The organism is Bradyrhizobium sp. AUGA SZCCT0169, from assembly GCF_018130085.1.
Classification (GTDB): domain Bacteria; phylum Pseudomonadota; class Alphaproteobacteria; order Rhizobiales; family Xanthobacteraceae; genus Bradyrhizobium.
In genome coordinates this window covers 134,224-146,458 of sequence record NZ_JAFCMC010000007.1, presented here as the reverse complement: position 1 = coordinate 146,458, position 12,235 = coordinate 134,224, and the positions used below count along the sequence as shown (strand labels likewise).

Annotated in this window: 9 protein-coding genes; 5 read left to right on the top strand and 4 right to left on the bottom strand. The window is 57.7% G+C overall.

Annotated features, from left to right (window positions below; translation table 11 throughout):
• Positions 1-271: 271 nt before the first annotated feature.
• The 3 genes from JQ609_RS11370 to JQ609_RS11360 all read right to left on the bottom strand — a co-directional run bounded on the left by JQ609_RS11370 (position 272) and on the right by JQ609_RS11360 (position 4,604).
• Complete coding sequence (locus tag JQ609_RS11370; RefSeq protein WP_212273482.1) at positions 272-2,599, bottom strand: DUF2235 domain-containing protein; 2,328 nt, start codon at positions 2,597-2,599, stop codon at positions 272-274.
• A gap of 107 nt (positions 2,600-2,706) precedes the next feature.
• Positions 2,707-3,318 carry a GDYXXLXY domain-containing protein gene (locus JQ609_RS11365; RefSeq protein WP_212273481.1) on the bottom strand — a complete coding sequence of 204 codons (612 nt, stop codon included), beginning with the start codon at positions 3,316-3,318 and terminating at the stop codon, positions 2,707-2,709.
• Entirely contained in the window at positions 3,318-4,604 is a 1,287-nt protein-coding gene (locus tag JQ609_RS11360) for a DUF2157 domain-containing protein (RefSeq protein WP_212273480.1), read from the bottom strand. Before JQ609_RS11360 ends, JQ609_RS11365 begins: the two co-directional genes overlap by 1 nt.
• Positions 4,605-4,994: 390 nt before the next feature.
• Between JQ609_RS11360 and JQ609_RS11355 the strand changes: the two genes are divergently transcribed.
• The 4 genes from JQ609_RS11355 to JQ609_RS11340 all read left to right on the top strand — a co-directional run bounded on the left by JQ609_RS11355 (position 4,995) and on the right by JQ609_RS11340 (position 9,291).
• The gene (locus JQ609_RS11355) at positions 4,995-6,263 is read left to right on the top strand and encodes a site-specific integrase (protein WP_212273479.1); all 1,269 of its coding nucleotides are present in this window, start codon (positions 4,995-4,997) and stop codon (positions 6,261-6,263) included.
• On the top strand, positions 6,260-7,051 hold the full coding sequence (locus tag JQ609_RS11350; RefSeq protein WP_212273478.1) for a hypothetical protein: 792 nt from the start codon (positions 6,260-6,262) through the stop codon (positions 7,049-7,051). Before JQ609_RS11355 ends, JQ609_RS11350 begins: the two co-directional genes overlap by 4 nt.
• Positions 7,052-7,327: 276 nt before the next feature.
• Positions 7,328-7,576: an AlpA family phage regulatory protein gene (locus tag JQ609_RS35885; RefSeq protein ID WP_212273477.1), complete on the top strand. Its 249-nt coding sequence runs from the start codon at positions 7,328-7,330 to the stop codon at positions 7,574-7,576.
• Positions 7,577-7,614: 38 nt separating this feature from the next.
• On the top strand, positions 7,615-9,291 hold the full coding sequence (locus JQ609_RS11340; RefSeq protein WP_212273476.1) for a primase-helicase family protein: 1,677 nt from the start codon (positions 7,615-7,617) through the stop codon (positions 9,289-9,291).
• A 940-nt stretch (positions 9,292-10,231) separates the two neighbouring features.
• Here the strand turns inward: JQ609_RS11340 and JQ609_RS11335 are convergent.
• Positions 10,232-11,296: an AI-2E family transporter gene (locus JQ609_RS11335; RefSeq protein WP_212273475.1), complete on the bottom strand. Its 1,065-nt coding sequence runs from the start codon at positions 11,294-11,296 to the stop codon at positions 10,232-10,234.
• 438 nt (positions 11,297-11,734) lie between these two features.
• On the opposite strand from JQ609_RS11335, the gene JQ609_RS35020 reads away from it, so the two are divergent.
• Entirely contained in the window at positions 11,735-12,202 is a 468-nt protein-coding gene (locus tag JQ609_RS35020; RefSeq protein ID WP_249127869.1) for a hypothetical protein, read from the top strand.
• Positions 12,203-12,235 lie beyond the last annotated feature (33 nt).

The window sequence follows — 12,235 nt, the reverse complement described above, 5'->3', positions numbered from 1 at the left end:
AACGTTCGAGGCGAACTTGGTCAGGTGAGGTGGAATAGACCCTAAAATGGTAGCACATCCATTGCAGGAGAGAAGCGTAGGCTGCGCTACCCTGTCAGACGAAATTAGATTGAGTGGAAATATTCTTCGTCCGGTTTTGTTTCGGACTTTTTGCAAGGGACGCGCTGCACCGCAATATTCGTTTCGAGCCAGCGCCGCGGCCGGATCGAACGGTGGCCGGGCGTCGAAGCACCTTGATCCGGAAGGCGAGGATCGCCACGGGATGAGAGCGCTACCGCGTGCGCTTCACCGTCAGCACGGCGGTGCCGCGGTTGTTGCGGTAGAGCAAATCGTAAAGACCGGGGATGCCGATCACGGCGTCGTTGACGAAGACGAACAGTTCTTCCTTGCCGTTCGGCGCGATCGTCGGCGTGATGTTGAACTGGATAATGTCGTCGTAGGGATCGGGCTCGTAGGAGTCTTCTTCGCCGCCGACGTTACCAAAACGCAAAACGATGCGGAACCAGTCCTTGGATAATTCCCGCCGCATCGGCAGCAATAGCCAGAGATAGACGCGCTCGTACCATTGCGGCCGCTCTTTGCTGGAAAAGCCCCCGACCGGCGTGCCGATGCGGGCAAGGCCATTGAACCATTGCTTGTCTTGGCCGTTTTTGCCGCCGGCTTGAATGGTCACATAATAGCGGCCGCGATGCTGCAGCAGGATGCCGGTCGCCTTGCACAAATCCGACGTCTCGAATTCGACGCGCGCGGTCTGGTTGACGGCGAGCACCGCGGGTTTCGGATCGGAATCGCGATGCACGCAGGTATATCCGGCCATGTCCCAGCCGTCGTAAGCAAGGTGGCTGACAAGCGCAAATCCGAGATAGACGAACACCGCCGCGAAGAAGCCCGGAGCGATCCTTTGCTTCAAAGTGTCCTGGATGCGGATGTAAAGCGGGCTGCTGCGCAGATCATAGATCCAGTTGTCAGGGAGCGCTGACGGCGCTCCCGGCGACTTCCGCCAGATCGAGGCCATCAGGTTCGACGTGCGGCCTGCGATCTTCGAGGACAGAACCAGCAGGCCTGTGACCAGGACAGCGATGAAGGCGAACCAGCCCGGCGCGCGCGCGTAACCGTCGATCCAGGTCGTCGCAAAGTCCGGCAGGAATCCGCCGACAAAGCGTACGAGGTGGGACACCCAGCGGATCGGACTGGTATATTCATCGTAGCGTTGCGCGCTGCTGATGAGCGGAAAGACGAGCAGCCACAGCGTCGCGCCGACGGTGGCGAAATAGGTGATGCGGCGCAGCCAGACCCAGTTCCAGACATGCTCCTGCGCCAACGCGCGCTGCGCCGCGGCGGCGCTCGTCTCAAAGGGTTGCGTGGCGGGCGCGATGCTGAACTTGTCGGGCGCGACGATCTCGCCGTCCTCCTTGACGACGTCGTAATATGGCGGCAGGCCGACCGGCGCGTAGCCATGCGCGTTGTTCTCGATGCGCCGGAAGACGCTTTCGTGAATCTTGGCGCTGACGACGTCGACCTCGTCTTCTTCCAGCTTCTTCGGATAGAAGGCCGGCACCAGCTTGCGCGGCCCGTAGCGATAGTATCCGCCAAGGCCCTTGCGCGGATCGTACAGCCGTCCGTCCTTGTCGCGCTTCGAGATCGCGTTCTTGAATGTATCGGGATCTGATATCATGTGGTCGGGGCTCGGCGGCTGGCCCGCATAATCCGACTTGAATCTGAGCCCGCAGCGCCTCGCCTCGGTGATCATCCAGACGAAGGGGATGTGGGCCAGCGCATCGTCGGGATAGCCGCCGCCGACATTGGTATGCACGCCGGCGAACCAGACCTGGCTGATACGTTCGTCCTTGATGAAGCGCTTTGCTGTGGGATCCACCACCGCCGCGCCGCCATTGGTGCCGGCGGTCTCGTCCCAGAGCTGCGGGTGGAAGGTGGTGCGTTCCTCGTCGAGCGCCAGCGCCTGGCAAGCGCGCGCGACGCTCGCGGACAGATGCTTGCCCGGCAGCTCGAGCCGCCAGAGATATTTATGAATGCCGCGGGTCATTTCGTCGACCGGCATGCCGTAGGCGGCAACCGTATCCCAGACGCCGATGAACCTGACCTTGACGTTCCTGCGAACCTCCTTGGGCGGGTAGTGCGGACCGAACTTGTTGCGGAACCACTGGTAGGGTGCTTCCAGCCTCAGGTCATGATAGCGATCCCGGCGATAGGCGCGGTAGGCCGCACTCGCGAGACTATGCAGTTCGGCTTCGTTATCGGCTTTGACCAGCCCTTGGCTGTCGATCAACCCCATCACGATCCGGATCGTGAAGGCACCGCGGCTGAAGCCGAAGCCGAACAATTCGTCGTCCGTGTCGCGATAATTCCGGCAGGCAAACTTGTAGAGCGCGATGACGTTGCGGCGCAGGCCGAGACCGAATGCGCCGCCAAGGATCGCCATCGGCTTGAACGACGAGGTGCCGACGCCGTCGTCATAGAACGCGACCTGGTCATTGCCGGAAAGATCCAGCGCCTCGAAGGTGCGCCAGACATTGGTGCGCCAGACTTTTGCGGCGGAATTACCGGTGCCGTCGGACAGCAGGATGATTTTTCGGCTCATGGGACATGCCTCGCCCGCGGCATGAAATGAACATGCAACCTAGGGTAACTACAGGTTGACACGTTCTCTTCGAATTGAGAAGCGTTCCGCGGGCAGGGCGCCGCCTGTCAATACGGCGGCTCGTCATAAACGGGCTTGCCGTCGATCAGCAGGCGCTTGATCGCGGCCTGGCCGGAAGGCGTCACGGCCGCGACCACCTCCAGCCGTGCCTTTTCGGTCGTCTCGATTTTCTTGCCCTCGCCCTGCGGCACGAAATAGCTTTCGAGCCCGTATTTCACGAGGGCGGCACGGATTCCGGGTTTGCAAACTCTCAGCCCGCTCTCGTTGGGTGGGCAAACCGATCCCGCGTCCACCGTGCCCAGAATGACGATATCGGCGCCGGACACCGCCGGCCGCTCGGATGAGATCGCGACCGCCCTCGCCTTGCCGGTCTCGTCGGGCCGCAGGGTCACGAATACTTTTTGACCCCGCTTGAACTCACTCGTTGAGTCCTTCGGCAAGTCAACTGACGAGATTTGATAATCGAGAATGACGTAATCGCCGCGAAACAGATCGCGCGGATCGACCGGCACGATCTCGAGCCGGACTTCCTGGCCGTTTCGCAATATTTCCGCGCGTTGATAGACCATCGCGAGGATCAGTCCGCAGAGCAGCAGCGCGGCGAGGATGTAGCGCGGGAGCAGCGGCACGCGCCCGATCAGGCTGTCGACGGTACTCATCAGGCCGCACTCCCAGAGGATTGTTCATTGGCACGGCTTGACCAGCTTGCGAGTTTGCGCGCCCCCAAGGCGAGACCCAGCAGCACGACACCGGCGGCAAGGAAGAACAGGGATTGGTCGAGCAATGTGCCGACCGTGCGCCAGAGCAGGATCAATATCGAAACGCCGAACACCGCGTAGCCGACCATGAAAAATGTCCGCAAACCGACCAGCAGGCCGCCTGCGATCAAGGCCACAGCGCTGACGAGCACGGCGATGGGGATCAGCACGCGGCTCGGAATTGCGGGGCCGCCCGCCAGCATCAGCGGAATCGTCAAGCCAATGGCGCAGGCCGCGATGATCACAAGCCGCCCCTTGTCCCTGCCCCGCGCCAATCCCGCGAGGGCCGCGATCGCGAGCGCCGCGGCGACATAGGCAAGGCCGAGATGCGCATCGATGGCGTGCTCGAAGCGGACATATTTTTCCAGAACGAGTTCGATTTCAAAGCAGAGCAGCACGCCGAAGGCCCAGCCGCCCCATGGCAAGAGCGCCCGGAACTCGGCGGGCCAGTCGCGGTCCAGCGCCAGCAGCCCGATCGCCATATAGGCTACCGAGAACGCAATGCCGCCATGGATCAGCCGATCCGCCGGCGACCAGATCGTTGAGGCCAGCCAGACGCTCAGCGCCAGAACGGCCGCGTGCGCCACCAGGCGATTTTCGCGGGCCAGCGCCAATGCAAACGCCGGAACGAACAGCAAGAAGAACGGCCAATGAATTTCGCGCCATTGCGCGTCGTCGGACCGTCCGAGCGTCCAAGCCGCCATCGCCGCAAAGGCAATCACGAGCGGGCCGCTCTTGCCCGTCAGCGCCGCCGCGATGAGCGCGCCGATCGCCACCAGCATGGCGCCGGCCGGCCAGTCGCCGGGCAGATGATACATCTGGCCGACCAGCGCCACGCCTGCGCCAAAGCACAGCGTGGCGAACGTCACGGCGGCATCGGCGCCCCAGGGGATCGCGCGCCGGCCGAGTAGCAGGGCAACGGGAAAACAAGCCGCAATCAGCGTGAGAATGCCGACCAGCCTAACCAGGCGTGGAATCTCCTGCCAGTTCGCGGCAACAAAGGCGCTGACGCTGGCCGCCAGCATCAGGGCGCCGAGCATCGCGAAGATGGCGGGCAGGCGCGAGGTCGCCTCTTCGCCAAATCGCGCCTTGCGGATGGAATGGGCCGCGTCGCCCGAGATCACGCCCTCTGCGACCCATTTGACCAGGTCCGCCTCAAGGCGCTGCCGATATCCCCGTTCAAACAATTGCCAGCCTCGCGTGTGTCACGATCCTTGCGGCGCGGCACAAGACGACGCTGCAATCCTTGGTATCAGAAGATGGCATGCAGGTTCGGTGGAAGAAGCAGGCCGCGGCGGCAGGTCGCCCGCCGCCACAAACGACAAAGCCGCCTGACGGCGGCTTGTCATTCAATCATCGGTTTGGCATGCGAGAAATCTTGGAGCGGGCGAAGGGGCTCGAACCCTCGACCCCGACCTTGGCAAGGTTAAGCTCTTCGGTTCCATTTAGTAACCATAAGAAAAGCTCAGGTTTGCCAACCCTCTGATCTTATTTGAAGATACGTTCGAGGGAGTTCGGATGAGTTCGCGTGGAAAACGTCCGATTACACTCCCCCAGCACTCCCCGGGGGAGCAGAAATGAAGAGCCTCAACCGAAAACGGTTCACCCAGCAGGGCGTCGAGCGGCTTCGATATGACAAGACTGCCGCTCCGCCCAGTGGGCGCATGGAAGTCGAGGACGAAGCCTGTCCCGGTTTGCTGCTCCGCGTAACACCCCGCAACGTGAAATCGTTCAGCGTAATTTATCGTGTGCTGGGCGAAGGTGGCACCAGCCCGAAAGGGCGGCTGCTGGCAGGAAAGCAGCACCGTATTACCCTCGGGGCGACCCCGCCGTTGGAGCTCACAGCCGCCCGGCGGCAGGCTCGCGACATCATGCAGGCAGCAACGGAGGGTCGCGATCTCAGAACTGAAAGGCGGGAAAAAAACCTGATCCGGTCCGTCAATACTTTCGAAGCAGTCTTCAAGCGGTTCATGGAGATCGAAATTATACCGAACATCGCAGCCTGGAAGAACGTTGACGGCGTGCTGCGCCGCAACGTGTTGCCACTGTGGGCCAATACCCCCGTCCACGATATCAGGCGCTCCCACATCCACGAGCTGATTGATGGCCTCGTGAAGGAGGGCAAGCACGGAAGCGCCCGAGAGGTACGAAAGCATCTTTCCCGCTTTTTCAACTGGGTCGTCGACCGCGAGATAATTGCGGACAACCCCATTCATGGCCTGAAGCGCAGCGACCTTCAAGCAAGCGACGAAGCCGGACGGGCACTGAGCGACGAGGAAATCAGATACGTTTGGCAGGCGGCTGCATCGCTAGGTTATCCATTTGGCCCTCTTTACCAGTTGCTTCTCCTAACCGGCCAGCGACGCACGGAATGGGCTAGCGCAAGCCGGTCTGAAATCAATCTCGACAAAAATTGGCTCGAGGTGCCGAAGGCCCGCTACAAGGGCGACCGCGACCATATCGTGCCCCTCTCCAACGAAGCTCTGGCGATAGTCGGGAATTTGCCCACCTGGTCCGGCAACGATTACCACCTTTTTTCGACCACGGATGGACGCGTCCCCATCTCAGGGTTTTCGAAAGGAAAAGTCCGCCTAGATGAAGCCGTTAAGAAGGCAATGATCGATCAGAATGTCGCATCGGCTCTGGTCCGGTATCGAGTTCACGATCTGCGGGTAACATGTGAGACGCGTTTAGCGACGCTGGGCTTCAACCAGGACGTCCGTGATGCGGTACTAGGTCACGCAAAACCTGGGCTGCAAAAGACCTACAACAAGTATGGCTACTTTGAAGAAAAGCGAAGCGCCTTGATTGAATATGCCAAACATCTCATGGAGCTAGTCAATTGAGCGCGTTTGGCCTAGAAATAGTATCAGAGCTCGCCGAAATCCGGGTCAAGGCTTCTCGCGGCATTCGCCAGAGCTTGCAGCCCTTCGACGACAAGCTTGCGCTTCAGGAAGCCCTCCAACGCGCTGAACGAGCTTATTTCAAAGCACTAGAGCAGTTGCGCTTCGAAGCGCATTACAAAAACTTAAGATCGGTTTTCGAGGAACAAAGGCGCTTCGCACAAAGTTTCTCCGGGGTTGTTCGAGCTTGGAATCAAATGACTGAGCTGGCTCAGAAGGATCTTGCCTCCGAATTTGAATGGTTTTCGGCCGTTGATGAGCTTGGCCAAAACGAAGAGCTTTTAGCTGTCCGTCCTCACCAACCGGTCGAAGTGCTCGTGGCTAAACTAGATAGAATAGTTCGGGTTATGCATAAGACCGCCGACAAGTGCGCGGAGGCGGAACTCGTTATTCCTGCTGGTAAGAAGAAAGACCGATTGGACCAAAAGACTACGTCCGCTCTCCGCGCGTTTGCCTATGAACTCAAATTGCATTGGGATGAGGTGATGAGAAAATCCATCGGCTTGGACTTTGCGAAGAGATTTGCCTTCAGCGTTGCACACGAATTTGTTTTTAAAGCTATTGCATCGCTGACGACAGATTACACCAAGCTCGATGTGGCAAGGATAATGCGGAGCCTACAATCTGCGAACTACGATCCGAACAAATTTCGTCTCGCGCCTCCAGACAACATCGGCGTTTTCAAATATCTGCGGCCGCAGCTTGTCTTCCCGGCCCGCGGTAAAGGCTGAGAACGTCGGCGTCGGGAGGTTAGATCTCAACGGCCCTGGGCGCTAAAGCGATCACTCAGTGCTGCCCCGAGATCTATTCTAGATGATGCGCGATACCCTCCACGCGCTCCTTCGCTCAACGAGCACAACCTCCATATCCCTTACGATTTCTATCCGCTAGGCGTCTCACGCCCAGCGAGCAACGCAAACAGCGCGATCCACATGCGTTATTGCGTTCTTCGCCGTCGTCAATCCAGCGCTGTAGTACTCAGGAGTAAGCAATAGGAGGAGGATATCATGTCTAAGCGGTTTATTGACGGGAAGGCAGTGGTCCAAAAGATCTGTCTGTCAAAATCAGAAATTTACCAACGAATCAACTCGGGCACCTTTCCTAAACCGATAGCCCTTGGCCCGCGGAAAGTTGTTTTTCTTGAGTCCGACATTGACGCTTGGATGCAGGCTCGGATCGAACGCGTGGATGACGGAAGCTCGCGACGACTTCATGCACAAAGAGCGGTCAGCTCGCGACGCGACCGAAATGGTTAGATCTCCGGGTAATCTAAACAAAAAATGCGGTTACTAGCATGACACACGATTCAGAACTTGCCTTGGTTAATACGGATGCCTTCACGCGACCTCCTGGTCCGGAAGAGATCGACAAAAGTGTTGGACGAGATCCCTGGATCCTCCGAAATCGGCTGACCATCGAAGCTTATTCGACACGCTGTCGCCTACTGGGCCAAGAGCCCAACTTAGGCGACTGGTTGAATCACGTGCGCCTGACTGGTGAAGAGCTCTCCCTATTAAATGATTTCATAGAGGCGATGCGGGAGAGGCATAGAGATGAGCTTGGACCGAAGTTTGTTATTCGCGACTACGGCCATAACGCGCGTGTAGCTTGGTTCGATGAGACTGGTGAACTCGTCACCATGAGCTTTGCGGAATTCCGAAATGCGCATATCGAGAAGGTGGTGGACGTATCGGACGGTGATAAAAAGAAGTTTGTACCGCTTGTGGATCATTGGCTTCATCATCCGCTCACCCGCAGGTTTGACAAGGTCGACTACCGTTTGGGAGTTAACCAGTCGGAAATGCCTGACATTTGCAACCTGTGGCAAGGTTGGCCGAGCGGATTGACGCCGGGTTGGGATGATTTCAAGCTCGGAATAGATGGGCCCGTTCAAATTACACAAGGACCGTTCGACGGCCCATTCATGCCCTCCGGCTACTGCGACACTTTCTTGGACCACATGCTAAATAATATGTGCGGCGGCGATGACGACGTGTTCACGTATCTTTTGGGATGGGTTGCGGATGCGCTTTGGAACCCCGGGCCCTGCGAAACCGCAATAGTGCTGATCGGGCCTCAAGGCTCCGGCAAGTCTCTATGGGTTCAATTCATCACGGAGTTCTTCGGCAATCACGCGATCACCCTGGACGATCCTGAACAGCTCACGGGCAAGTTCAATAAGCACTTACAGAACAAAAGTCTTGTTTTTGCTGATGAGGCCTTTTTCGCTGGCAATAAGAAGCATGCGGCGAAGCTAAAAACGATTATTACCCGACCGGACTTTCTCGTCGAGCCGAAAGGTGTAGACACTTTCCGGGCGCCGAAACAGTTCCGATTAGTTATGGCGTCGAATGATGAGCACGTAATTCAGGCGGAGCGTGATGACCGACGCAACCTTGTTCTAAGGGTTGATGCCGGCGAAAATAATCAGAATCACGAGTATTTCGGCCGCATGCATGATGAATGGAGAACAGGCGGGCGGCGCGCGTTTTTCCGATGGCTTACCGGTGCTTACTGGGGGCGGTGTGTCGGTGAGAAGAAATTTCGGATGTGGTCGCGCCCGGTCACGGCAGCCCTGCAGACGCAAAAAGACCTAAGTCTGACGCAGCCTCAGATGGCCGTCTACAACATGCTTCGGGAGGGGGATGTACCCGGTCTGCATAAGATAGACTCTGGACGCGGTATGGTCTTTGTCTCGACTGTAGCGGTGGTAGAGGCTTATAGGCTGGGTATAGAGCATCAGAGAGTGATAGGCGATTTCCTTCGGCTGCTCGCTGGTCCCGCGGCAAAAGGCGTCCGAGAGTACGTGGGTGAGGGCTCTGCGAGACGACAGGCTCGGGGTTTCTGGCTGCCCCCTCTCGATGTTTGCCGTAAGCGTTGGGAGGCTCATTTTGGCCGCACGGTTCAATGGCCCGAGGTTATTGCTAGCTGGACCGAAGCCGATGAGCTCCCAACCGATCCACCATTTTAGCTCGTGTTGAACGCTCAGGCGCGAGGACCGCTGGGTCGTGTTTCTCGCGGACGGCGAATGGATGTCTCACAATCGTTGCAACCGCTGTTGGGCGTCGAAAAGTCGATAAGGCGGCTGGGCGTAAGTTTTTAGATAACGATTGCTCACACCTTGCCCCGTGGTCGTCGTTGAATCGTATAATCTTTTAGACTTATAGACTTAACCGACTTGGAAAACAGAATAGCTAACAAATCTCGGGTATTTCGCTTAAGTCGGGTTTAAGTCGCCAAAATCAAAGCCGCACCGATGCGGAATAGGGAGGTCACTCTGTCGGGCTCCGCCTGATTGAACCGCTAGCCGGAAATTCCTGTAGAGCCTGAAAGTTATCTGTGGATCGGCGGTTCTCTCTATCTCCAATCGTATTCGCGCGCACCGGGCTCGACGCCTGCAAACACGGTATTTCGGGACTTTATAGCACGATATTCGGCTGATAAGCGCAAACGGAAAGTGCAACGCGAGGAGCAACCCCTATCATCTGCAGTCCTACACGCGCGCGCGCGAGCCCACTCCTCTCAAGGTTGGGCTCCGGTCAAAATATTTGTTGAATTTGAGGCCAAATTGCCTTCGAGATTAGCCCGGGGAGCGCAGGGGGAGTGAGTCTGAAGCGGGATTGTTGATTCTGAAAGCGATTGGCTGCAGCTTCCGCTTTCTGATAAGTTTGTCTTAATCGAGTGAAGGTCGATTTCACCTATTCGCAAGTAGACCGGGCGTCCATCCGAAAATCAAGGAGTTGCCGCAAGGGTATCTTGCCCTTCGGCCGCTTAGTTGCCCCCGGCGCCTATGACTCCTCCTGGCGCGCGAAGCGACTTAGGTAACGCGGCGACGTCCGCTAAGTGCGGACAACCGGCACATTGCCTTGTCGATCATGTGGCCGAGGGGGATATCCTGGCCGGGCATTGCGTCAACTGGTAGAGCGGCCATCTAGCCGTTGCTTCGAAGCCGAGAAAATTTCCCAGCTCACCATGAAAGTGGCTGCAATCAACGGTCCAAGGACGAAGCCGTTTAGACCGAACACCTCAATGCCGCCCAGCGTGGAAACCAACACGACATAGTCCGGCAGTTTGGTTTCCTTCCCGACGAGGAATGGACGCAGCAGATTGTCCACCAAACCAATGACGAACAGCCCGTACAGGATAAGAGTAACACCCTGCCATACTGCGCCGGTCGCCAATAGGTAAATTGCGACGGGCGCCCACACCAGGCCGGCTCCGATCGCGGGTATCAGGGAAAAGAATGCCATCAACACTGCCCATAGGAGGGGCGCTTGAATACCTAAAAACCAAAATGCCAGGCCGCCAAGCGCGCCCTGGGTAATGGCGACTAGGATGCTCCCTTTAACCGTTGCGCGGACCACCTCGGCAAATCTAGTGAACAACGTGACCTTCTGATCGCCGGGAAGTGGAATCATCGCCGTGAGCCTTAGCGCGAGGGCCCGACCGTCACGCAATAGAAAAAACAGGAGGTACAACATGATGCCAAGGCCAATCAGGAAATCGAAGGTGTTCATGCCTACTGTGAGCGCCTGAGGCACCAGAACCTGCCCACCTTTGACGGCGCCCGACGCCATCGAGTCGCGAAGGGCCGAGAAATCCGGCATGTTGAAGCTATCCAGCACAGCTCTGGCCGGGCCTGGCAGTGCATCAAACACCCGCTGGGCCTGGCCGGCGAAATTATACTCTCCGGCCTTCATCTTGGCGTAAAAGCTCGAGCCCTCTCGCGCCAGCGATGCCGCGATCAAGGCCAGCGGCAAAATGACCATGGCGATGATGATGAGGATCGTTACAGATGCAGCTAGGTTCGGTCGCTCACCCATCCTTTTCTGGAGCTGGCGATTCAGAGGCGCAAAGATGACGGCCATGACCGTCGCCCAGAGGATGGCGCCATAAAAAGGGTAGAGTATCCATCCAAAGGCAACGGTGACGGCGATAAGCAGCAGCAGAAAAGCTTGACGCTCAATCCTGTGCACTCCGGCACTCCTTCTCACGCCACGTTCTTCCCCAACCACCCAAATCTGAGACCCAATCAATTGAAGGATTAGATTTGTGCATGGGCACGGATGCTGGGCGTGCCCCGCCACGGGAGGCGGCGCTACAGTGCCGGATTCTTAACCGGTGGCTTACGGCAGCCCAACAAACAGACAACGCATCGGTTCCTAACCGATGCCCTAGTAGCCGAAGCTCAATCTTCAGATGAGGCTCGGAATTGGAGGCAGCAGGAAGGATAGTTTGGGCGCGGAGGGGTGGAGTGGGGGCGGTACGAGGCCCAAAAGAAGGGCTGGAATTGATATACCCCAGCATTTTTACCAGGAACCGACGAGCGGCGACGGCTTTCTCATTATGCACAGCCCCTGATTTTAGCTTCAGGAAGATGTACCGGAGACCTGTGCTGTAGTTGGAGAGTCGTGATGTGCCCAATTCGCTCAGTGACGGCTCTGCTTTTTATTTTAACTTTCACCCCGGCACTCGCGGCAAGCGCGGAATGGCAGATATACCTTATTCCCAGCACCGGAGCCAAAGTGGACATTCCGGTGGATATTTTCACAGAGGACGCGGGCCCACCGGAGGGTGGAGTTGGGCGCCGTTTCTTTACGAGTGACCGCCGCGCAGATTTGACGGTGCAGTCTGTCCCGAACCCCGACAATGATTCACCTGCCACCTTTCTCGCCAAAAGGCGGCCGCCAGCGAACATTCAGTACAAGCGAGTAACGCCGCGATTTTTCGCAGTATCCAGCGTTCGGAACGGGCGCACTTGGTACAATCGATGTAATCGAGTAGGCGCATATATGAATTGCGTAATGATAAACTATCCCGCCGCAGAAGAACGAAAGTGGGATGCTGTTGTGACCCGCATTAGCTTATCGCTGAGCCAATAAGCTCTGTCGACGACAGTTCGTCGTTCACGTCGC

What these genes read in the sequence shown, in the direction of transcription:
- JQ609_RS11355 (WP_212273479.1), top strand. Translation starts at nt 4,995, where the DNA reads ATGAAGAGCCTCAACCGAAAACGGTTCACCCAGCAGGGCGTCGAGCGG.
- JQ609_RS35885 (WP_212273477.1), top strand. Translation starts at nt 7,328, where the DNA reads ATGTCTAAGCGGTTTATTGACGGGAAGGCAGTGGTCCAAAAGATCTGT.
- JQ609_RS11370 (WP_212273482.1), bottom strand. Translation starts at nt 2,599, where the DNA reads ATGAGCCGAAAAATCATCCTGCTGTCCGACGGCACCGGTAATTCCGCC.
- JQ609_RS35020 (WP_249127869.1), top strand. Translation starts at nt 11,735, where the DNA reads ATGTGCCCAATTCGCTCAGTGACGGCTCTGCTTTTTATTTTAACTTTC.
- JQ609_RS11365 (WP_212273481.1), bottom strand. Translation starts at nt 3,318, where the DNA reads ATGAGTACCGTCGACAGCCTGATCGGGCGCGTGCCGCTGCTCCCGCGC.
- JQ609_RS11340 (WP_212273476.1), top strand. Translation starts at nt 7,615, where the DNA reads ATGACACACGATTCAGAACTTGCCTTGGTTAATACGGATGCCTTCACG.